This window comes from Candidatus Poriferisodalis sp., from assembly GCF_965204125.1.
Classification (GTDB): Bacteria; Actinomycetota; Acidimicrobiia; order Acidimicrobiales; family Poriferisodalaceae; genus Poriferisodalis.
The window spans coordinates 1,269,951-1,291,018 of sequence record NZ_OZ241968.1; the positions used below are offsets into that span (position 1 = coordinate 1,269,951).

At 67.1% G+C, this 21,068-nt stretch carries 18 protein-coding genes and 1 tRNA gene; 12 read left to right on the plus strand and 7 right to left on the minus strand.

Annotated elements, in window-relative coordinates; all coding sequences use genetic code 11:
* Positions 1-143 precede the first annotated feature (143 nt).
* A complete protein-coding gene (locus ACOGXD_RS05935; RefSeq protein WP_419916981.1) occupies positions 144-2,168 on the minus strand; it encodes a cell wall-binding repeat-containing protein in 2,025 nt (674 codons plus the stop codon).
* A 302-nt stretch (positions 2,169-2,470) separates the two neighbouring features.
* Here ACOGXD_RS05935 and ACOGXD_RS05940 point away from each other — a divergent pair, with 302 nt between their 5' ends.
* Complete coding sequence (locus tag ACOGXD_RS05940; protein ID WP_419916982.1) at positions 2,471-4,177, plus strand: RCC1 domain-containing protein; 1,707 nt, start codon at positions 2,471-2,473, stop codon at positions 4,175-4,177.
* 131 nt (positions 4,178-4,308) lie between these two features.
* Here the strand turns inward: ACOGXD_RS05940 and ACOGXD_RS05945 are convergent.
* Positions 4,309-4,392: transfer RNA gene (locus ACOGXD_RS05945), tRNA-Leu, on the minus strand.
* A 50-nt stretch (positions 4,393-4,442) separates the two neighbouring features.
* Here ACOGXD_RS05945 and ACOGXD_RS05950 point away from each other — a divergent pair.
* From ACOGXD_RS05950 to ACOGXD_RS05980, 7 genes are all read left to right on the plus strand, one after another.
* Complete coding sequence (locus ACOGXD_RS05950; protein WP_419916983.1) at positions 4,443-4,721, plus strand: FHA domain-containing protein; 279 nt, start codon at positions 4,443-4,445, stop codon at positions 4,719-4,721.
* The gene (locus tag ACOGXD_RS05955) at positions 4,721-5,188 is read left to right on the plus strand and encodes an FHA domain-containing protein (protein ID WP_419916984.1); all 468 of its coding nucleotides are present in this window, start codon (positions 4,721-4,723) and stop codon (positions 5,186-5,188) included. Before ACOGXD_RS05950 ends, ACOGXD_RS05955 begins: the two co-directional genes overlap by 1 nt.
* A gap of 49 nt (positions 5,189-5,237) precedes the next feature.
* A complete protein-coding gene (locus ACOGXD_RS05960) occupies positions 5,238-6,077 on the plus strand; it encodes a protein phosphatase 2C domain-containing protein (RefSeq protein WP_419916985.1) in 840 nt (279 codons plus the stop codon).
* Between the two features lie 47 nt (positions 6,078-6,124).
* Entirely contained in the window at positions 6,125-7,450 is a 1,326-nt protein-coding gene (locus ACOGXD_RS05965; RefSeq protein ID WP_419916986.1) for an FtsW/RodA/SpoVE family cell cycle protein, read from the plus strand.
* On the plus strand, positions 7,447-8,727 hold the full coding sequence (locus ACOGXD_RS05970) for a penicillin-binding transpeptidase domain-containing protein (RefSeq protein WP_419916987.1): 1,281 nt from the start codon (positions 7,447-7,449) through the stop codon (positions 8,725-8,727). The genes ACOGXD_RS05965 and ACOGXD_RS05970 overlap by 4 nt, the downstream gene beginning before the upstream one ends.
* A 65-nt stretch (positions 8,728-8,792) precedes the next feature.
* On the plus strand, positions 8,793-11,108 hold the full coding sequence (gene pknB / locus ACOGXD_RS05975; protein WP_419916988.1) for a Stk1 family PASTA domain-containing Ser/Thr kinase: 2,316 nt from the start codon (positions 8,793-8,795) through the stop codon (positions 11,106-11,108).
* 11 nt (positions 11,109-11,119) lie between these two features.
* Entirely contained in the window at positions 11,120-11,386 is a 267-nt protein-coding gene (locus tag ACOGXD_RS05980; protein WP_419916989.1) for a cell division protein CrgA, read from the plus strand.
* Between the two features lie 53 nt (positions 11,387-11,439).
* Here ACOGXD_RS05980 and ACOGXD_RS05985 read toward each other — a convergent pair whose 3' ends face one another.
* Positions 11,440-11,697, minus strand: a complete 258-nt coding sequence (locus tag ACOGXD_RS05985; protein ID WP_419854985.1) for a hypothetical protein — start codon at positions 11,695-11,697, stop codon at positions 11,440-11,442.
* An 84-nt stretch (positions 11,698-11,781) separates the two neighbouring features.
* On the opposite strand from ACOGXD_RS05985, the gene ACOGXD_RS05990 reads away from it, so the two are divergent.
* The gene (locus tag ACOGXD_RS05990; RefSeq protein WP_419916990.1) at positions 11,782-11,997 is read left to right on the plus strand and encodes a hypothetical protein; all 216 of its coding nucleotides are present in this window, start codon (positions 11,782-11,784) and stop codon (positions 11,995-11,997) included.
* Here the strand turns inward: ACOGXD_RS05990 and ACOGXD_RS05995 are convergent.
* On the minus strand, positions 11,994-12,380 hold the full coding sequence (locus ACOGXD_RS05995) for a DUF3499 family protein (RefSeq protein WP_419916991.1): 387 nt from the start codon (positions 12,378-12,380) through the stop codon (positions 11,994-11,996). The genes ACOGXD_RS05990 and ACOGXD_RS05995 overlap by 4 nt on opposite strands.
* 244 nt (positions 12,381-12,624) lie before the next feature.
* Here ACOGXD_RS05995 and ACOGXD_RS06000 point away from each other — a divergent pair, with 244 nt between their 5' ends.
* The gene (locus ACOGXD_RS06000; protein ID WP_419916992.1) at positions 12,625-13,929 is read left to right on the plus strand and encodes an acyl-CoA dehydrogenase family protein; all 1,305 of its coding nucleotides are present in this window, start codon (positions 12,625-12,627) and stop codon (positions 13,927-13,929) included.
* A 10-nt stretch (positions 13,930-13,939) separates the two neighbouring features.
* On the opposite strand, the gene ACOGXD_RS06005 is transcribed toward ACOGXD_RS06000, so the two are convergent.
* The gene (locus tag ACOGXD_RS06005; RefSeq protein ID WP_419916993.1) at positions 13,940-15,607 is read right to left on the minus strand and encodes a class I adenylate-forming enzyme family protein; all 1,668 of its coding nucleotides are present in this window, start codon (positions 15,605-15,607) and stop codon (positions 13,940-13,942) included.
* A gap of 173 nt (positions 15,608-15,780) precedes the next feature.
* Between ACOGXD_RS06005 and ACOGXD_RS06010 the strand changes: the two genes are divergently transcribed.
* Positions 15,781-16,809, plus strand: a complete 1,029-nt coding sequence (locus ACOGXD_RS06010; RefSeq protein WP_419916994.1) for a TIGR03617 family F420-dependent LLM class oxidoreductase — start codon at positions 15,781-15,783, stop codon at positions 16,807-16,809.
* Positions 16,810-16,848: 39 nt separating this feature from the next.
* A complete protein-coding gene (locus tag ACOGXD_RS06015) occupies positions 16,849-17,619 on the plus strand; it encodes an SDR family NAD(P)-dependent oxidoreductase (protein ID WP_419916995.1) in 771 nt (256 codons plus the stop codon).
* On the opposite strand, the gene ACOGXD_RS06020 is transcribed toward ACOGXD_RS06015, so the two are convergent.
* Together ACOGXD_RS06020 and ACOGXD_RS06025 are read right to left on the minus strand one after the other, a co-directional pair.
* Complete coding sequence (locus tag ACOGXD_RS06020; protein WP_419916996.1) at positions 17,616-20,087, minus strand: CoA transferase; 2,472 nt, start codon at positions 20,085-20,087, stop codon at positions 17,616-17,618. The two genes, ACOGXD_RS06015 and ACOGXD_RS06020, sit on opposite strands and share 4 nt — an antisense overlap.
* Positions 20,088-20,184: 97 nt before the next feature.
* Positions 20,185-20,937, minus strand: coding sequence for an enoyl-CoA hydratase/isomerase family protein (locus ACOGXD_RS06025; RefSeq protein ID WP_419916997.1), 753 nt, complete (start codon positions 20,935-20,937; stop codon positions 20,185-20,187).
* Positions 20,938-21,068: the final 131 nt, after the last annotated feature.

Here is a 21,068-nt window from a genome sequence, read left to right on the forward strand (position 1 = left end):
GCGCCAGCGCCGCCGTCTGGTTCATTGACACGATCAAGAACGCTCATGTGTGTCCGGGGTGCACGGCCGGGAGGCCTGCGTCGGCTAGCCCGAGACCGCCCGGCAGCTAACTGTGCGGCGTGGCTCGAACGAACAGCGGGCAATCAGGGCCGGTGGTCGACCCCGACTACGAAGATCCGATCCTCCACGGTTCTGTAGTAGCCGCCGCTGCTCTCCCCGCGGTGCGACTGGTACACGATGCGCTTCCCGTCGGGCGACCAGTGCGGATCGGTGTGGTCCTCGCCTCGCGGGGTGATGTCGGTGGCGGTTCCGCTCGCGACGTCGACGATGGCGATGCTCTTATCGTCGGACAGATGCCCCGACGGCGCTACGAGGTGACGGCTGATCGCAACCTTGGTGCCGTCGGGAGACCATGAGATGCGGCTGCCGCTGAACCGAATGCCGATGTCGAAGTACACGCGGAAGTCGTCCTTGAAGCTCTTGGCGTCAACGTTCGCTATGGCCAGCCGATGGCTGTACTTGAAGGCAAGTTGTTTGCCGTCAGGCGACCACGCCGGCTCTGACTCCCACTCCCACGCGACGCGGTTCGCCCAGGCTCTCTCGGCCAATTCACCGAATATGCGCTTCAATCGCTTGCCGTCTGACGTCATGGTGACGATGTACCGCTCGCTACCGCCGCTGCGGGTTGCGAGATCCCCGAATTCCAGACGGTGAAAAGCGATCTTCTTGCCGTCGGGCGACCAGCTCGGATGCTCGTCTTCGTAGGGACCGGAGGTCAGCTGCGTGAGGTTTGAGCCGTCTGCATCGATGACGTAGATGTGCCCCCGCTGCTCAGTGCCGGCACTTGTTCGGACGAACTCCGTGTCTGAGAACGCAATCCTGACGCCGTCAGGCGACCAATTCGGATCCTGCGGAAGGATGCCGGTAGGTGTCGGCACCTCCGTAGCGCCACCACCGTCGGTATCAGCCAGCCACAACTGCCCGCTCTGAATGAAGGCGATGCGTTTGCAGTCGGGAGACCACACCGGCTCCGAGACGCGATCGCGGTCGCGGAACAGCTCCATCGGCGGGTCGGTACTGCTCCCGCCGCAGTCCAGCCCGATGTACGCATCGAGTGCGTCCTGGGAAACAGCTGCCTCGCCTCCGAACACCGTCACCGATACCGGTGCACGGGCATCAGCACGGATCTCGTCGAGGAATGCGGCCGTATTCGACGGGACCTTGCCGGGATCGGTCAAGACCAGTGGCGCGCAGAGGCGAGCGAGCAACGGCGCAGCGCTGAACGAGTCGAACGGAACCCGGGCACGCGCCAGTCCCACATGGCTGCCATCGAAGCAACCGCTTGGGAACGACCGGTCGGCAAATGCCGCTGTCTTGGTTGCGGTCTCGAATCGTGAAGCGCCGGCCATTCGGTCCACCGAAATGCCGAGTCGGTCGAGGTCTGCCTTGACCGTTGCGGAGACCGCCGCCGTGCCTCCCATCAGCAGCACATGGCGAATGTTCGCCTCGCCCAGATAAACCGCGACCGCATCGTGCAGCTCATCTCGCGGGGTCAGCAGCACCGGAACCTGCGCCTTGGCCGACAACGGGCCGGCAACCAGTGCGTCCGCGAACACCTCGCCGTTGGCGATGATCGCCGAGCGCCCCGCGCCGTGCAACGAACCGGGAGCGTCCAGCGTGCGCGCCACCGCAACTCCGGTGAGGTAGCGGTCCAACCCGCCGACTCGGATCGCTTCGATGCCAGCGTCTTCCAGCGCTGCGAACACGAACTCGGACACGGTCGTGTCGGGTGCCGCTCCGCTGGTCACCACGGTGACCTGTGACACCCCGACGCGCTGCAAGAACTCCAGTGCGTCGGCTCGCAGCTGATCGGGCGGTGTCATCAGCACCGGAGCGCCGACGGCGCCCGCAGCAGATGCAGCGACCACGGCATCTGCCCAGTGCCCGCCCGACACCATCACCGCCGACTCCAGCTCGCCCCCGGCGTCGGCCGCGACGGCCTCGGCGATGAGCAGCGACGTGGCGTAGCGGTCAGCGCCGCCGTAACGAGTGATGTCGAGTGCGGCGAGCGGGGCGTCGGACTGTGCAGCTGATGCCGAGGGCGTCAGCAACGTCGCTGCCCATAGGGCAGTCGCAGCGGCAGCCCCGAGGACTCGCTGAAGTCTCATGGCTCGTGAACGTAGTTCATCCTCCCAATTCGAGGCGTTCACTCAGTGCTAGGTCAACGGTTGGACCACTTGACTTGGCGGCGTTCCAGGAACGTGCTGTCGTCGGGATCTGAGGCCTCGACAATTCGCCAGAAGCGCCGCTGCCGACATCGGCACCCTCGGCGGGGGCGTTCATCCACGCATTCCCGCAGTTTCGTTGCGAGTGGGAATTCTGTGCCGTCGGCCGCAAGGCTCGCACCGCAATACTCCGATGGTGACGTTGCAGCATTCGCTTCCCGTTCGCTGACGGGGACGGTTGTGCTGTGATTCCGACGCAGGACTCGACGGGTGCCGACGACGGGCCGTCCGATGACAGCCGCGATAGCTCAGAGCCTCGGCACGTTCGATGGGTTGTGCTGGGCGCGGCGGCTGTCGTGGTCGTGGCGACCCTCGTGTTGGTTCTGTTGCTTGGGATAGGGGATTCCGAGGAGTTCTCTGAGCCGTTTGATGAGGTGGGGCCGTCATGGGCGGAGATCGCACAGCAGGTGCCTTCGGATCCTGGACGGCGTTACAGCGATGTGGAACTCGGCTTGTACGACCTCATCGACGAGGTCGTGTACTACCACCCGTACTACGCCCGGTTCCGCAAGCCGGACGATTACTTCGCCGATTACGGAGCACGCCGCCACGCGATTCCGACCGAGGTCGAAGGTCACGAGCGCGAGCGTCTGCAGTTCGAGATCGACATTGAGGACGCTCTCGCCAGGGCGTACCACTATCTGCCTGCCGACTTGGGACCGGGCGGCCTGCTGGAGCAGGCATACGACAACTGGATGTCAGATTGCGCTGCTGAAGCCGGCTTCGCCGGTGTCGAGCTTGCCGACAGGTCAGCCGCAGAGCTGGATCACTACGAGTCGGAGTTCGGGCTGAGCGCCGACGAGTTCTACGACCTTCGATACGACTGCGCGAGACAGGCGGGCTATTACCCGACGCTCGATCCCGAGATGCGTGACGAGATGGTCGGCCGCCTGAAGCAGCACTATCTGCAAGACCTGTACGACTTCATCCGCTTCACCGGAGTCGTCGAGATCCCGGTCGATCATCACGAAGGCGCCCCTCGGCCGCTGGAGGATTCCTATGTCCGGCACTGCCTCAAATTCGACGTAGCAGGACGCGGGGCATGCGCGGAGCACTACCGGATCGAACTCACCGAAGAACAGAAGACGGCGCCCGCTACGCCACTAGCGGCGGCACCCGACGTCTCTGCTCCGTTCGTCGCGTTGTCGAACGGCTGGGGGCACTGGTGCGCGCTCAACCACGAAGGGCTCATCGACTGCTGGGGCGACAACAACTTCGGGCAAACAGACGCTCCGGCGGGCGAGTTCGCCGCCGTGGCAGTCGGCGGCGCTCATTCGTGCGCGCTCGATCACGCCGGGCTCATTGACTGCTGGGGCCGCAACGACTTCGGGCAGGCAGACGCTCTGTGGGGCGAGTTCGCCGCCGTGACAGCAGGCGGCTTTCATTCATGCGGGCTGCGCGGCGACGGCACCGTCGCGTGCTGGGGCGATCGCCACATGGAGAGGACCGCTGGACCGACGAACAAGTTCGTTGCTGTGTCCGGCGGCGGCCGGCACACATGCGCGCTGGACGACGCCGGGCTCATCGAATGCTGGGGCCAAAGCGAATTCGGGCAAACGGACGCACCCGCAGGCGCGTTCGCGGCCGTTTCCGCCGGCTACGAGCACTCGTGCGCCCTGAACGACGGCCGCGGCATCGTCTGCTGGGGCAGAAACGACTTCGGGCAAACAGACGCACCTGCCGGCGAATATGTCGCCGTGTCAGCCGGCTGGGAGCACTCGTGCGCGCTGAGCCGCGCTCACCTCGTCGAATGCTGGGGCCGCAACGACTTCCGGGAGGCAGACGCGCCCGCGCGCGGGTTCATCGCTGTGTCAGCCGGTTTCGAGCACTCGTGCGCGCTCAACCCCGCCGGCCAGATCAAATGCTGGGGCCGCGACAACTCCGACAGGTGAAGTTCCGGGCGATGCTGACATCGGCGAGGCCGACGGTGACCGCCTTACACGAGTGCGCGTGCACGCAATAGGGCTGCGAAAACATGGACGGACGCCGTACCAAGCCCATGCGGTCTGTTGGCTCACTGCTGTGCGCGAGGAGGGACTTGAACCCTCACACCCTTGCGGGCACAGGCACCTGAAGCCTGCGCGTCTGCCAATTCCGCCACTCGCGCGTGGGGCGAACAGACTAGCCCGCGAACCTCCGCTCCTACACTGAATTCCCGTGGGTGGCGCCAGCCTGGTCGGCAGCGACGGACAGTGCCACGAACTGGGCTCGTCGACAGTCATCGGGCGGCGTGACGACTGCGACATCGTGCTCGACGGGCCGAAGGTCTCACGGCGGCATGCGCAGATCACCTCCGGCGCAGACGGCCTGCTGCTGGTGGATCTCGCCAGCGTGAACGGCACGCTGCTGAACGGGGTCGACATCACCAGCGAGCGCCTGTCGCACGGCGATGTCGTCACCATCGGCACTCACGAGCTGCGGCTGGAGCTGGACTGATGTCCGAACAGCTGGTGCGGCTGCTCGCCCTGAGCGTGCTCGTGTTGCTGTACCTGTTCTTCTTCCGCGTAATGCGCGCCGTGTGGGCCGGTGTCGCAACACCCCGCAATCACTTCGGCTGGAGGTCGTTGCGCACGCTGCGAGGCAACGGGGTCGCCAACGGCAACACAGCCCCGCAGCCGGTAGCGCTCGTGGTCCGGTCGCCGTTGAGCGCCCAGGGAGAACGACACCTGCTGGCTGACACGCTGACCATCGGGCGCGGTCCCGAGTGCGACGTGATTATCGACGACAGCTACTCGTCGCAGGCTCATGCCCGTCTCTTCCGCGACGGCAGCCAGCATCTGTTGGAGGATCTGGGCTCGACGAACGGCACCTACCTGAACCGCCAGAAGGTCGACAACGCAACGGCGGTACGCGTCGGCGATTTCGTGCAGGTCGGCTCCACGGTCTTCGAGGTGGGCACATGACCGGCGCGTACGGTGCCGCCGCAGCGCGCAGCCGCGAGACTGGGCCGTCATGACTGCCCCAGCCCGCCAGATGCGCATTCGCTGGGGCGGAGCGTCGGATCGGGGCCTGCGCCGCGCCGAGAACCAAGACGCCATGTATGCAGACATCGGCCTGTTCGTGGTGGCTGACGGCATGGGCGGCCACCTCGGCGGCAGCGTCGCCTCGAGCCTCGCGGTGAAGACCGTCGCCGCAAACTCCCCCTCGACACCGGCTGAGCTGCTGGCGGCGGTTCGCCATGCCAACCAGGTGGTGCATCACCGGTCGACCGCTCATGCGGACCTGTCAGGCATGGGCACAACGCTGTGTGCCATCGCCGTGGTGCAGCAAGACGACAACCGCGTGTGGTGCCTGGCCAACGTCGGCGATTCCCGCGTCTACCGCTACCAAGGGGGCGAGCTCACCCAGCTCACGATCGACCACAACTTCGTGGCCGAGATGATCCGAGCCGGCGACCTCACCGTCGAGCAGGCCGCTGACCACCCCCGGCGCAACACGCTGACGCGGGCCATCGGCGTGGAACCGAGCGTCGTGGTCGACGACTGGATCCTCGAGCTCACCGGCAACGACCGCTTCCTGCTGTGCACCGACGGCGTCACCAACGAATTGGACGAGTCCGACATCTCCGAGCTGCTCGACATCGACGAGCATCCCTCCGATGTGGCACGCGCCCTCGTCCGGCAGGCCAATGACCGCGGGGGGCGGGACAACTCCACAGCACTGGTGGTCGACGTCGACATCGAAGGGGTCGCACACAAGCCGGCCTCGACGGAAGCCGACGGTCCCGAGCCCGACGGCGGCACCCAGCGAACGCCGAGACGGCGCGGCTGGCGGCGTTCGCGCTCACGCTGAGGCCTCCGCTGCGGGTCCGACGCCGTACCGAGGCAGCGCTCGCCGCAATGGCCGGCGTAGTGATCTGCACCACGTTTGCTGTCGCCGCGCTGGGTGTGGAGCAGAACTCCGCCTTGGGCGGTGCCGGCAGCAGTGGCGCAATCGAATCGTTCTGGCGTACCGCCGGTTGGCTGGCCGCTGTCTTGGCCGGAGGCGCAGCAGCTCACGTCGCCATCAGGAGGTGGGCGCCGAACAGCAACGAGATCCTCTTCGGACTCATTGGGTTGCTCATGGGCATCGGTTGGGTCTTCGTCGCGCGGGTCGATGCCTCCTTGGCGTCCGAGCAGGCAGTCACCGTGCTCCTGGGATTTGCGGCAATCGCCGCAACCCTGGTCGCCGCCCCGCGGCTCGACTGGCTCTTGAAGCGACCCGGCGTGTGCGGTTTCTTTGCTGTCGCACTTCTTGCCGCGGGGAGCTTCTCCGGTGGGGCCGATCCCTCAGCCGGCGCGTACGAACCGCCGCGCCAGTGGCTGAATCTCGGATCGCTGAGCGTGCAGCCGTACGGACTGGCCAAGCTCGCCGTGATCCTGGCAGCCTGCGCGCTCACCGTCTGCGCCCCGCGCTGGCTGCCGGTTCGCGTGGTTCCGCATCGCCATACCGCTGGCGCGATCGTCGCCGCCGTCGGCGCGTGGACACTCCTCATCGCAGGGGGTGACATCGCGTCCTCTGTGGTGATCTTCGTGGCTGCCTGGCTGCCGCTCTGGCTGGACGGCGACGATCACCTCGAAACGGGGCTGCCGACGGTTGCGAGAACGGTGCGTACGCGAGCGCTCGGCGGGATCGCCGCCACCTATGGAATCGGCGTGGTTGTGCTCGCCTCGGTGTACGACTGGCTTTCCGCTCAGCTGCGCCACTGGCAGAACCCGTGGACGGCGACCGACGGCGCAGCGACGGTCGAGAGCGCTTTCGCCATCAGCGCCGGCGGACTCAGCGGCGTGGGGCCAGGTCTCGGTGCCCCGGATCGCATAGCTGCAGCACACAGCGACTTCGTTTTCGCCGTGATCACCGAGGAACTCGGCATCCTGGGCGGCGCTGCGATCCTGGCGGCACTCATGCTGTTCGTCGGCGTCGGCGCCGGTATCGCACAACGGGCGTACGGCACACATCGGCTGCTTGCGGCCACGGCAACCGTTGTTGTCGGGCTGCAGGCATTCCTCACCATTGCCGGCGTGCTGCGGTTGCTTCCGCACACCGTGGGTGCCCTGCCGTTCGTGGCCCACGGCCCAGCCGCGATGGTCGGCAACTGCATCGCGGTCGGGATGCTGCTCGCCATCTCCAGCGTCAGCGATGTCTCCCGAGGCGAGCCTCAACAACTGGCGCAGGGCGATTCGTGAAGGGGCGCATCATCCGGTTGACCGTCGCGCTCGCGGTCGGCTTCGCCATCCTGCTGGTGCAGCTCACCAATCTGGGCTTCGTCGCTGCCGAGGGTCTCCGCAGTCACGAACTGAACACGCGTGCCGCGGCGGCAGCCTTCGGCAACGCACGCGGTGCGATCCACAGCGCCGATGGCGAAATCCTCGCGCTCCCCATCGGGCACCCCGACGCCGGTCAGCGACTGCTCCGTGCGTACCCGCACGGTCCGCTGTACGCCCACGTCGTGGGCTACCTGGGTCCAGCAGCCGGCGCCAGCGGAGTCGAGCGCAGCTACGACAGCGAGCTGTCGGGCAGAGCGACGGGCATTGCCGTACAGGAGCTGGCCGACCTGTTCGCCGACAGCGGTCGAGTGGGTGATGTGATCTTGACTCTCAACCACGGCGTACAGCTCACCGCGCGTGCCGCGCTGGGCGACCGTGACGGCGCCGTCGTCGCCATCGAGCCAGCGACCGGCGCGGTCATCGCGATGTGGTCTCGCCCCAGCTTCGATCCCGACGCGCTGGTATCACCGAAGCCCGGTGCCGTTCAAGCAGGTACTCGGCTTCCGGTGGCACGCGCCTACCAGCGCCACTACGCCCTCACCGCCGACCAATCGCTCGGCGCGGCGGGCGTCGAGTTGCTGGAAGGTGCACGCCGGAAGCCGGGTTCAACCGGCATCGATCTGCCTGGCGAACTGGACGGGGTCGAACCGGAAGACACCGGCAGCGGCAGCGGCGATGACACACCGGTGCGGATGACACCGCTGCAGCTGGCGGTGGCAGCCGCATCGATCGCCAACGACGGGATCCGGATGCGCCCCCACGTCGTGCGCCGCGTCGACAGCCGCTCCGCCGAAGACGAGCAGTCGGCTCTCGAGGCGTCGGTGGAGACCGCGCCGCGCGATGCCGGGCAGCTCTTCGAGACTGCCAGCGCGGCCGGACTGCTGGGTCGTATGGCCGCAGAGGCACAGCAAGCCTCCATCGGCCTCGAGCCGGCCGACGGCATCGAAGTTGCAGCAGCAATCGCGACCGGACTGCTGGGCGATCCGTCCGACAGCAGCACACGAACCGGGAGCTGGGCCGTGCTGCTGGCCCCGGCAGATGCGCCCACCGTCGCCGTGGCGGTGCTGATCGAACCCGACGCCACACTTGACATCGGCAATGGACGAGGCGGCGGTACCTTGGCAACGATGATCGCTGCGACCGCAGCGGAAACCGCCCTTGCGCTGCGGGCAGTCGCCATCTCCAACCGCCCGTAGCCCGAACACTTCGCAGTCACCCCGCCGGCCCCACGGCCCGATCTGGCAGCAATTGGCCCCCGCTCATGGCAGACACCGACAACCCAATCTTCGGCGGTCGCTACGAGCTGTTCAGCCGCATCGCGCGGGGCGGAATGTCCGAGGTATTCCTGGGTCGCGACCGCCTGCTCGACCGGCCCGTCGCCGTCAAGGTCCTGTTCCCCGAGTTCGCGACCGACTCGTCCTTCGTCGAGCGGTTCCGGCGTGAGGCCCAAGCCGCCGCAAACCTGAGCCAGCCGAACGTGGTCGGCGTGTACGACTGGGGCAACCACGAAGGCACCTACTACATCGTGATGGAGTACGTCGAGGGCCGAAGCCTCGCGGAGGTGATCCGCAGCGACGGCCCGCTGCACCCCGACCGGGCTGCAGATATCGCCATCGACATTGCCGCCGCGCTCGCATTCGCTCACAGCAACGGCGTGGTGCACCGCGACATCAAGCCCGGCAACGTCATGATCACCCAGTCGGGCCAGGTCAAGGTGGCCGACTTCGGCATCGCACGAGCACTCGGCGGCGGCACCGACGACCTGACACGCACCGGATCTGTCATGGGCACGGCTACGTACCTGTCGCCCGAACAGGCTCAGGGGCTGGAAGCGGATCCGCGCAGCGATGTGTACTCGCTGTCCGTCGTGCTCTACGAGGTGCTGACCGCGGGGCCGCCATTCACCGGGGACAGTCCCGTTGCCATCGCCTACAAGCACGTCCAGGAAGCGCCGGTCCCGCCGTCGCGCTACAACGCCGACGTTCCCCACGAACTCGAGGCCATCTGCCTGCGGGGGCTCGCCAAGGACCCCGCCGCGCGCTACGGCTCAGCCGCCGAGCTGCGCAACGATCTGCTGCGGTTCCGGGCAGGTCAGCCGACCCATGCCGCAGCAACCGATGTCACCGCCTATTTCCCGGCTGTGACAGCCGCCGCGCCCGAGAGCACGCCGCATGCGCCCCCTGCCGAGCCGGTCGCAGCGCCCTCGCAGACTGCGCCGCCCGCGTACCAACAACCTCCTCCGGCACCGCCGGCGCCCCCGTACGGCCGCCATGGAGGCGGCGCAAGCGAATACGGCGGAGCGCAGTACCCGCCGCAGTACCCGCAAGGTCCGCCGCCTGGCGCTGTCGAGCCGCCGGACCGCACGCCGATGTGGATCACGCTGCTGGTCATCTTGCTGCTGGTGATTGCGGGATTGGTATTCCTGCTGGTCAACGACCGCGGCGAGCCGGGCGTGGTGACCGAACCCGAGAGCACCTCCGATGTGCGATTGCGGGTGCCCAGCGTGGTGGGCCTGCATTTCACCGAAGCCGAACGCGAACTCGCCGACGTGGGCTTCGAGCACGTCAGCATCGAATTCTCCGAACGCGACGACGTCGACGAGAACGTCGTGTTCCAGCAGAATCCCCGCGCCGGGCTGCTGCTCGCCGAGCCGAACGATCCCGACAATCCGGTCACCCTGTTCGTAGCCGCGCCGCGCACCCTGATCCTGCTGCCCAACGTGGTCGGGCGAACCTACGAAGAGGCCGAGGCGATGCTGGTCACCGCAGGCTTCAGCGTGGAACGCATCGACGTGCGCAACGACAACCTGGCGATCGGATTGGTGACCGAGCAGAGCATCCCGAGTACCGAGCAACGTCCAGCAGGCACGATCGTGACGCTGACGGTCTCCGCGGGCCGTGGCGAAGTCGAGGTGCCGCGCCTGGCCGGGCAGACGATCGACGACGCCAGGGTCACGCTGGCCCGTCTCGGACTCGTCGACCGGGTGGAGCGCGAGTTCACCACCGAGTTCAGCGCGGGAACGGTCATCCGCAGCAGTCCCGAAGCCGCCGAGCCTGTGGAGCGGGGCAGCGTCATCACGCTGATCGTGTCTGACGGCCCAGAGGAGCTGGTGGTGCCCGCACTGGAGGACTTCGGCACCACGCTCGCCGACCGCATCGAAGCCCAGCTGGTGGCGCTCGGTTTCACCGTGAAGCGCACGGCGCGCGAGGTCTCCAACCTCGATGTCAACACGAACGTCGTCCGCGACATCAGTCCCGAACCCGGAACGGTGCTGATCGCCGGATCCGAAGTGGTCCTGCACATGTTCAAGCCACCGGCGGTGCTGGCCATCCCGAGCCTGCAGGCATTGGAGACCTTCGATCCCGACGGGGTCGAAGCGGCCCTGACGGAGCTGGGCTTCACAGTCGAACGCCGCACGCAGACGGTGGCTGCCGGCGATCCCGCCGACGGGCAGGTCATCTCGCTGGATCCGCCGCCGGGCACCGACATCAGGATCAACTACGACACCATCACCATGGTCATCGGCGAAGCCAGCCCAGCAGAAGCCAACGGCGAAGAAGCCGACGGCAACGGTTAGGTTGACCCGTCATGGCCCGGCCCCGTAAGACCAGCCGCATCACGCCCAAGGGCACACGACCGCAGAACGCACCTGCCCAGCAGCACAGCACTGGCAGCGACGTCCCCCAGAGCGCCTCGTGGTTCGGCTGGCTGATCGTGGCACTGCTCGGAGTCGGCACCGCAGTGATCGTGGCGAACTACATGAGCTGGCTGCCGGGCAGTCCGGCCAGCGCCTGGATTGCCGTCGGCTTGGGCATCGTCTTGGTGGGCATCCTGCTCGCTACGCGCTGGCGGTAATGACACGGATGTAACTTTCCCCAGGCTGTGGAAAACCTGTGGGAACCAGGCTGCTACTCGTCGGCGTTGGCTATGAGATCCATGTCTTCACTGCAGCAGCGAGGCGGCTCCGGGTGCTGCACGGGGGCGCGTGTCATGCGCATCTCGGTTCCGCAGAGGCTGCACCGGTAGGTGAGGCGCACCCGTCGCAGCTCCCCTGGCGGGGGCGGCGGGGGAATCGGCCTCGAGAACGTGGCCATCATTCGCAGGCCGAGCCGGTACACGATGTAGATGAACACCAGCGAGAGCGGCACGGCCAGCCACAGGCTCACGGCATCACGCTAACGACAGCTTGTGACATTGTTTGTCTTGTGCGGCCTTCTGGAACTGAGCCGGGGGATTTTGTCGAGTACGACATGGACCTCTACGAGGCGCAGCGGCGCAGCGCCATGCGGGCCGCGCTGGAAGCCAGCCGCGCTGAGCTCTCCGCGGAACTCGGCGTCGAGCTCCAGGTCGCCAGCGAGGGCAACGAACTGGTGCTGGTGGACGCCGAGGGGGTTCGCTACCGGGCGAGCTTGAACCCCCGGGGGCGGCTGGTGCTCACGGCCGCCCGAAAAGCAAGCCTGCTCTAACGAGAAGGTGCAGCCCGGAAGGCGCGTTCGAGCAGCGACGGCGGTGCCGGTTCGCGCTCGGGCTCTGGCTGCGGCATCTCGGACGGCTCGGGCCGGGACCGGGGCGCAAAGAGCGGTCCGGCGCTCTCCGCGGCGCTCAGCTCAGAGGGGGCCACGACAGCTTCAGGCTCCGGGGCCCGCTGATCGTCGAGCTCCCACCCGACTGGCACCTTGATCCGGTCCGCATGGGCGCGGCACAGCGGCATGATCATGTCGCGCTGGCGGGAGGTGCCGGCGATGGTGGCGGCGTCGAGGTCGTAGAGCCACGCCCTCGTTCCCGGCACGTCGTAGCCCAACCCCGCGGTGGCCAGCTCGGTGCACATCCCTCGAACACACTGCAACATGGCTTCCGAAGGTACCGGCGCGCCCGAGTCCGCTAGGGGATAGGCGGCTCGCCGCGCAGCCCGGTGCCCTGTGCTTCCCGCTCTTGTTCGCTGTCGCTCACGGGCCGCTCGGGCCACGGCTTCGCCTTCGGCTCAGCCTCTCAGAATCGATCTCGGTAGGGTTCACTGCGCCAGCAGCAGACCTGCGGCTGGCGAGCACACGAGGGGAGCAGCTGTGGTTGGCGGAGCATTGAAGTCCGCGAGCATGGACGATTTCGATCTTCGGATGTCCACCGAGGTCGAGCCGCTGTACGAAGCGGTCAAGGCGTTCATCCGCGACGAGGTCGACCCCATCACCGAGGAATTCCACCAGATGGGCGAGAACCGCGAAGACCGCTGGAGCTGGGCGCCCGGTCAGCTCGAGCTGCTGGAGAGTGCCAAGACAAAGGCACGCGAGCAGGGGCTGTGGAACTTCTTCCTGCCCGACGCCGACACCGGCGAGGGCCTGAGCAATCTCGACTACGCCTACATCGCCAATGAGCTGGGCAAGAACCGGCTGGCCTCGGAATGCCTGAACTGCTCAGCACCCGACACCGGCAACATGGAAGTCATCGAGCGTGTCGGCACCCCGGAACAGAAGAAACAGTGGCTCGAACCGCTGCTCGAAGGCAAGATCCGCTCCGCCTACGCCATGACCGAGCCTGCAGTGATGAGCTCGGACGCAAAGCAGGTGCAGACCAATGCCGTGCTCGACGGCGACGAGTGGCTGATCAACGGCGAGAAGTTCTACATCTCAGGTGCCGGCGACCCGCGCTGCAAGATCATGATCACCATGGTCCGCACCAACCCCGACGCGGACACCTACAAGCAGCAGTCGCAGATCCTCGTGCCGATCGACACGCCCGGCGTCAACATCCTCGGACCCATGCATGTCTTCGGTGCCGACGACGCACCTCACGGACACATGCACATCACGTTCGAAGACGTGCGCGTGCCGAAGGAGAACATCCTGCTCGGCGAGGGCCGCGGCTTCGAGATCTCTCAGCTGCGGCTGGGCCCGGGTCGCATCCACCACTGCATGCGCTCCATCGGCGCCGCCGAGAAGGCCATCGAAATGATGGTTGATCGCGGTCTGTCACGCGAGGGCTTCGGCAAGAAGCTCATCAACCTGGGCAAGAACATGGAGATCGTGTCGCGGTCCCGCATTGAGGTCGAGGCGATGCGGCTGATGGTGCTGCGGGCGGCCAAGGCCATGGACACCCTCGGCAACGCCGAAGCCCGCATCTGGGTGAGCGCTGTCAAGGCGATGGTGCCCGAGAAGTGCTGCGACATCATCAACGAGGCCATCCAGATGCACGGCGCCGCCGGCGTCTCGCAGTGGTTCCCGCTGGCGGACATGTGGCATGCACAGCGCACGCTGCGGCTTGCCGACGGGCCCGATGAGGTGCATCACCATGTCGTGGCCCGATCGGAGGTCAAGAGCCGCGAGGGCGAGCGTGCCATGGGACATGCCGCTGATCACACGCTCGGCGGGCCGGTTGCTCCAGCCATGGCGTTCTCTGGCCCGTAACTACACCCGCTCAAGCATGAGTGGGGTCGCCGAGGTCTTGTAGGGCCCAGTCGCGGAGTTCTACTTTGCGGATCTTGCCTGAAGGGGTGGCTGGCATTTCCTTCACGAAGATCACGTGGCGGGGGATCTTGAAGCTGGCGATGCGGCCTCGGCAGCGCTCGATGAGCGACTCCTCGGTGATGTCTGATGGGGCTGTAGCGGTGAGCTGCACGAAGGCGACGGGCACCTCGACGAGGCGCGGGTCGGGGTAGCCGACGACTGCTATCTGCTCGACGCCGTCGACTTCGAGCAGATAGCCCTCCACTTCGGCCGGTGAGACGTTCTCGCCGCCGACCTTGAGCATGTCCTTGTGGCGGCCGATGAAGACGGCGTGGCCGTCGGGGCGCATCCTTGCAATGTCGCCGGTGTCGAGCCAACCGTCATCGCCGAGCACTTCGGCTGTGGCCTCGGGGCGGCGCCAGTACTCCTCCATCACGGTGTAGCCGCGGACGAACAGCGCTCCCGGGGTGTCGGGCGGGCATTCGGTGCCGGTATCCAAGTCGCGAATCTGGTACTCGATGCCGTCCATGGGGTAGCCGGAGGCCTCGGTGCGTTGCTCGACGGAGTGGGTGGGGTGGCTGCAGCTCACGAACGCCCACGACTCGCTCATGCCCCAGCCCGAGATGGTCGGGCAGAACACCTCCTGAGCCCGGCGAGCTATGGGCGTGGACGATTCCATGCCCGCCGCCAGCGTTCCCATGCGCAGGCTGGACACGTCACGAGGGTGCTCGTCTTGGGCTCGCAGCAGGTCGCCCCAGTGCGAGTCGAACCCATGCAGCACCGTGCCGCCCCGTGACTCCACTTCCGCCAGCACCGCTGCCGGGTCGAAGACGTCGAACAGCACCTGGCAGCCGCCGGTGAGTACCGCCTGTATCGAGACCTCGCCATAGCCGAACAGGTGGAACAGCGGCAAGTAGCTCATGTGGATGTCGTTGGCGGTGTGACCCAGCAGCATCGAGCGCTCCCGGCTGTTGCGCAGCGGGCGGTGGGTATGCACCACACCCTTGGGATGACCGGTGGTGCCCGACGTGTACGCCAGCATCATGCGGTCGTCGACGGTCACGCTGGCGGCACGCTCGGCCAGCTCCTCATCGGAGACGCTCTCCCCCGCGGTGAGCAGATCGTCCCAGCTCATCGCATCGGCCAAGGCATCGTCACGATCCGCGCCGGTGAACACCAACTGTTCCAAATGGCCTGCGCCGGCAATCTCCGGGTACGCCTCGCAAAGCATCTGGCGGTAGTCGATCGGCCCTGACTGGTCGATCGAGATCATGAACCGGCTCTCCGACTGCGCCACCGTGTACGCGACGTCGTCAGTCCGGTAGCGGGTGTTGAGCGGCACGATGCAGCCGCCCACCTTGGGGATCGCGTACTGCAGCCATAGCCACTCGGGCAGGTTGGTCATCCACACGGCCACGTGGTCGCCGATCTGGGCGCCCAGTGCCATCAGCCCCTTGGCCACGCGGTCGACTTCAGCCGCGAAGTCGGCGTAGCTCCACTGACGATCGCCGAAGATCACCGCAGGACGATTTCCCCACTTGCTTGCCGCCCGGTCGACGGCGTCGCCCAGCAGCAGCCAGTCGTAGGTCGCTCCTTCAGAGGAAACGCGGACTGCATTGCCTTCTCGTTGCTCCGACATCACTTCCCGCTCTTGTTCCCAGTGCTTATGTGATTGGGCTCACGGGCCGCTCGGGCCACGGCTTCGCCATCCGGCTCAGCCTCCGCGCCATCGTCGCAGCGTAGAACGGCAGCCCGACGGTCCGCGGGGCTACGTTGAGCGGGTTCGTGCCCCCGCCTGAAGGAGACCCCGAGGTGGAATTCGATCTCATGACCGGCTCATCCACCTGGAGCGATGCGGCCGACCTGGCCCGCAAGGTGGAGGGTGCCGGCTTCTCCGGGATGCTCTACACCGAAACCGGCCAAGTGCCGTGGATGCAGCTCGCTGCGGCCGCCATTGCGGCCCCCAGCCTCACCTTCACCACCGGCATCGCCGTGGCGTTCCCCCGCAGCCCGATGGTGTCGGCCCAGATCGCCTGGGAACTGGCCGGCGAGACCAACGGCCGCTTCCGGCTGGGGCTCGGCAGCCAGGTGAAGGGCCACATCGTTCGGCGCTATGCGGCTGAGTTCGACCGGCCCGCAGCACGCATGCGCGACTACGTGGGAGCAGTGCAGGCGTGCTTGCGGGCCTTCCGGCGCGAAGAGAAGCTCAGCTACGAGGGCGAGTTCTTCAACCTGAGCCTGCTGCCGGCCCAGTGGGCGCCTCGCAGCCACGACTACGGCGACGTGAAGGTCGACATTTCATCTGTCGGTCCGATCATGAACGGCGTGGCCGGCGAGGTGGCCGACGGCGTGCATGTCCACCCGATGCACACCATGCACTACATCCGCGAGCGGCTGCTGCCCGAGGTGGCCCAAGGTGCCGAACGTGCCGGCCGCGACATCGACGAGATCGACCTGATCGTGCCGGTGTTCGCCGCGCCGGGCGACTCTCCCGAAGAACTGGCGCCGCTCGTCCGACGAGCCAAGACGCAGATCGCGTTCTACGGCACCACGCCGAACTACTCGTTCCAGTTCACCGACCTGGGGTACGAAGGCGTGACCGCGGCGCTGCGCGAGCGCATGGCTGCGGGCGATATCGCTGGCATGGCCGACTGCATTACCGACGACATGCTGGAGCATTTCGCGCTGGTCGCCCCTTGGAACGAGATGGCCGACCGGTTGAAGGACCGCTACACGGGCACCGCAAGCCGGGTGGTCATGTACCTGGCGGAGGAGCAGATCCGCAAGGACCCTGACATGGTCCACAAGTGGGGCGACGTGGCGCAGGCCACCCGCTCCTAGAACGCACCACGGCCCGAGCGCGTGACGACAGGAGACAACGTGAGCGACCCAGACAGCACAGCCCGGGTGGCACTGGTGACGGGCGGCGGCCGAGGCATCGGGCGAGAGATCTGCCTCGGGCTGGCCCGCGATGGCCGACGCGTGGCGGTGGCCGACCTGCGGGTGCCCGAGGCCACCGAGACAGCTGCCGCCGTCAACGGCGAGGGCGGTACAGCTATTGCTGTGGAGATGGATGTGGCCGACTCCGACGCCGTGACGCAGGGTTTGCTGACGGTGGTGGACGAACTCGGACCGGTTGAAGTGTTGGTGAACTGCGCGGGGTGGGACGTGCTGCATCCGTTTGTGACCACCGATGAGGATTTCTGGGACCGGGTCATTGAGATCAACTACAAGGGTCCGCTTCGCACGACGCACGGATGCCTGCCCGCCATGATCGAAACGGGTTTCGGGCGGATCGTGAACGTCAGCTCGGATGCTGCTCGGGTGGGCTCGTCGGGCGAAGCCGTCTATGCCGGTGCCAAGGGCGGCGTGATTGCTTTCACCAAGACCATCGCTCGCGAGGTGGCGCGCCGCGGCATCACCGCGAACGTGGTGTGTCCGGGCCCGACCGACACCCGCCTGCTGGCAGAGATCGCCGCGGCCACCGACACGAGCGACAAGATCATCGGGGCGATGGCCCGGGCCGTGCCGATGAAGCGCATCGGCCAGCCGCACGAGGTTGCCGCCGCTGTGGTGTTCCTGTGCAGCGAAGAAGCGGGCTACATCACCGGCCAGACCCTGTCGGTCAGCGGCGGCCTCACCATGGCCTAATCGGGTGGTTGCTTGGCGATGGTGTTGCTGTCGTAGAGAGCAGTGATCTCGGTTGGGGTGTAGCCGAGTTCAGACAAGATCTCGTCGTTGTGCTGGCCCAGCTTGGGGGGTGGGCTGAGGGCGGCTGGTGTGGTGTCGAAGCGGAACGGAAGGCCGGGGAAGAGCTGGGGTTGTTCGCCTTGGCGGGCGTGGTCAACCATCAGTCCGCGGGCTGCGCTGTGGTCGTCGTTGACGACGTCGGCGATTGTCATGACGGCTGAGGCCGCTATGCCTGCAGCTTGCAGCTCGGCGGCGGCTTCGTGTTTGTCTCGGGTTGCTGTCCAGCGTTCGATCATGACGTCTATGGCGTCATGATCGGCGTGGCGCGCCGCGGCGGTGGTCCACTGGGGGTTGCATGCTGGATCGTCGAGCACCTGTGTGAGTGTTTTCCAGGCTTCATCGTCTTCCACTGTCAGGGTCAGCCAGGCGTCGTTGCCGCGGCATCGGTAGACGCCGGAGGGCGCGGCGTCTGGTGTTCGGGCGCCGCGGCGAGGTGGGGGCAGCGCGCTGACAGGTCGCATTGAGGCTTCGGCGAACTGGTCGCCGGCAACATTGATCGCTGTCTCGAGCTGAGACAGGTCGACCCCGACAGGCTCGGCGGTGCGCCAGTGCTGCCACAGCGCTGCCAATGCGATGACGGTGCCGTGCAGGCCGCCGACGACATCGGGGAATGCGATGCCCTGCTTGTAGGGACCCGAGTCTGGGTAGCCGGTGGTAGACGCCAACCCCGAGGCGGCATCGAGCACCGGACCCCAGCTGATGCGCTCGGCGTCGGGGCCGGTGGCACCGAAGCCGGACATATCGAGCGTCACGAGGCCCGGGTTCATCTCGCGCAGCTCGGCTGGTGTGATGCCAGCGGAGCGAACGCCGCGAGGGCTGTAGTTGTTCACCACGATGTCCGCCGTCTCGACAAGCCTGCGCAGCACCTCTCGCCCGCCGGGGGCCTTCAGGTCCAGGCACAGGCAGCGCTTCGACCGGTTCATCTTGTTCCAGTGGCCGAGGCGGTTGAACCAGTCGTCGCCGGGGTCGTTGTCGAGGAAGATGCCGTTGCGCGACAGGGGGCCGGGAAGCTGTCCCCATTCCCAGCCGCCGCGCTCAGCCAGGATCATCTCGGCGGGCGGCATGGCGAGGCCGCGTGCGGTGGGGTGCTCGATCTTGATGACGTCGGCGCCGAGATCGCCGAGCATGCGGCAGACCAGCGGGCCCGCCCAGGCGATCGTGAACTCGACCACCCGCACGCCCGCCAGCGGCTTGACGCCAGCGGGCCAGGTCCCTCCATCCGGCGCTGTGCCGTCGAGGCCCGCACCGAGTGCGGGCGCTCGGCGGAACTGCGGCGTCGCGCCTTCGATATGCGCCGGCGGTCCCGGCAGCCGTGGGGTTGACACACCGCCGGCACCCGACTCGCTCTGGCTGGCACCGTCGGTCGGAGCATCGACGGCGTCGAGGTGTTGCCAGTAACCGCGTGCGGCGAGCTGCGGGCTGGCCAGCATGTCGTCGAGGCTGGCCACCGGGCCGGAGGGAACTTGGTTGTCCTGCAGGACGGCGACGGCTTCGGCGACGGTCTTCGTGGCAGCCCAGGCGGAGATGATCTCGTCGAGCTCGTCGGCGTGGTCGAATCGCACGGCGGGGACGTAGAAGTCGTCCCGCGCCAGCAACTCCACCTGGTCCATTGCGATGCAGAAGCCTTCCCACTGGTGGATCGACACGGACGCAATGCAGATCCAGCCGTCGATGCACTCATAGAGCGCCAGCGGATGGTGCTGCTCGCCGAAGCGGTTGCCCCACCGTCGCTTGGTGACGCCGTTGTGGGTGTAGAGGCTGAAGCTCCACTGGTGGGCATTGGCCAGCGCCTCCAGCGCTGACACCTCCACCAGGTCGCCGCGGCCGGTCGTGGCGGCGTTGACGAGCGCTGCCTGGATGCCGACCGCCGTGCTCGCACCAACCAGGTGCGTCAGCCACGGACCGCCGCCCGGCAGCGGGTGCCGTTCGGGCTCGCCGTTGAGGCTCATGTGCCCGCCCAGTGCCCAGTGTTCGAGCGGACCGGCGCGCCAGGCCGACTTCGGTCCGGTAAAGCCGTACGGCGTGATAGCCGCTGCCACGAGTTGGGGATGCTCGTCGCGGGCCGCTGCGATCTCCGCTTGCGTCGAGGCCAGATCGCCGTGCACGTCCAGCACCACCACGTCGAAGTCGCCGGCCAGCTCAGCCAGCGAGGTGCCGGGTTCGACGATGACGCTCGCCGTGTTGGCCCGCAAGTACTCCCACGCCGCCGATATCGGCCCTGCGGCGGTATCGATCACACGCGATCGCCGCAGATGCGATCCCTCCGGCGGCTCGCCCACCACCACGTGGGCGCCGGTCATCGCGAGCAGCCGAGCGCAATATGCGCCCGCACGTCCTTCGCTCAGATCCAGTACCCGAACGCCTCGCACATCACCCCTGCGTCGCCGTCAGTCCAGCGGGCCCGGATCGTACTGATCCTGCTGGTGGGCCGCCGCGGGGATCGTCCGCGACGATTCAGTTGTCGCGCTAGGCGTCGTAATCGGGATCGCGGCGTTCGGCGAAGGCCCGCAGGCCCTCTTTCGCGTCGGGCGAGGCGAAGGCCGCGCGGGTGTATTCCTGGTAGAGCCGCAGGCCGTCGGCCAGCGACACCTCCCGGCCGCGCAGCGCCATTTCCTTGGTCATGCGAATGGCGGCGGGGCCGTTGGCGGCGATCTGGTCGGCGATGCCCCGGGCCGTTGCCTGCAGGTCTTCGGGAGCAGTCATCTCGCTGACCAGCCCAATGCGCAGAGCCTCAGCAGCGTCGATGAACGAGCCGGTCAGCAGCAGCCGCATTGCATCCGACGAGCCGATCAGCCCCGGCAGCCTCAGCGCGCCGTAGCCGTGCAGGATCGCCCAGCGCACCTCCGGGCAGCCGAACTGGGCAGTGTCGTCGCAGACCCGGATGTCGCAGAACAGCGCCAGCTCCAGCCCGCCCGCCAGGCAGTAGCCCTGGATCGCGGCGATCGTGGGCTTGGCGGTCTCCATACCGATGTCGAACCGGTCAGGCCGCCACGGCATCCAAGCAGTTCGGTCCGCGAACTCGCCGAGGTCGTGGCCCGAGGTGAACGCCCTGCCGGTTCCGGTCACGATCGTGCAGCGCACAGCAGGGTCGGAGTCGGACGCCAGCAGCGCTTCGCCGATGCCGTGATACATCTCGTCGGTCATCGCATTGAGCTTGTCGGGCCGGTTCAACGTGATCGTCGCCACGTGCCCGTCGACCTCGTACGTCACCTCGTCCATGGCAGCTCCCCTCTCCGGTCGCGAAATGCTTGCACGGTGAGCGCCCGCGTGACGACGGATGCCGGCGCAAGTGCGGGAAAATCGGTCGTGTGGCGAATGTCGGCAGCAGTACGTTGCCGTTGTAGGGATGA

Excerpts from the sequence above, each read along its gene's own strand:
- ACOGXD_RS05965 (WP_419916986.1), top strand. The coding sequence starts at position 6,125 with ATGGCCGGCGTAGTGATCTGCACCACGTTTGCTGTCGCCGCGCTGGGT.
- ACOGXD_RS05995 (WP_419916991.1), bottom strand. The coding sequence starts at position 12,380 with ATGTTGCAGTGTGTTCGAGGGATGTGCACCGAGCTGGCCACCGCGGGG.
- ACOGXD_RS05960 (WP_419916985.1), top strand. The coding sequence starts at position 5,238 with ATGACTGCCCCAGCCCGCCAGATGCGCATTCGCTGGGGCGGAGCGTCG.
- pknB (WP_419916988.1), top strand. The coding sequence starts at position 8,793 with ATGGCAGACACCGACAACCCAATCTTCGGCGGTCGCTACGAGCTGTTC.
- ACOGXD_RS06025 (WP_419916997.1), bottom strand. The coding sequence starts at position 20,937 with ATGGACGAGGTGACGTACGAGGTCGACGGGCACGTGGCGACGATCACG.
- ACOGXD_RS05955 (WP_419916984.1), top strand. The coding sequence starts at position 4,721 with ATGTCCGAACAGCTGGTGCGGCTGCTCGCCCTGAGCGTGCTCGTGTTG.
- ACOGXD_RS06005 (WP_419916993.1), bottom strand. The coding sequence starts at position 15,607 with ATGTCGGAGCAACGAGAAGGCAATGCAGTCCGCGTTTCCTCTGAAGGA.
- ACOGXD_RS05935 (WP_419916981.1), bottom strand. The coding sequence starts at position 2,168 with ATGAGACTTCAGCGAGTCCTCGGGGCTGCCGCTGCGACTGCCCTATGG.
- ACOGXD_RS05980 (WP_419916989.1), top strand. The coding sequence starts at position 11,120 with ATGGCCCGGCCCCGTAAGACCAGCCGCATCACGCCCAAGGGCACACGA.
- ACOGXD_RS05990 (WP_419916990.1), top strand. The coding sequence starts at position 11,782 with ATGGACCTCTACGAGGCGCAGCGGCGCAGCGCCATGCGGGCCGCGCTG.
- ACOGXD_RS06000 (WP_419916992.1), top strand. The coding sequence starts at position 12,625 with ATGGACGATTTCGATCTTCGGATGTCCACCGAGGTCGAGCCGCTGTAC.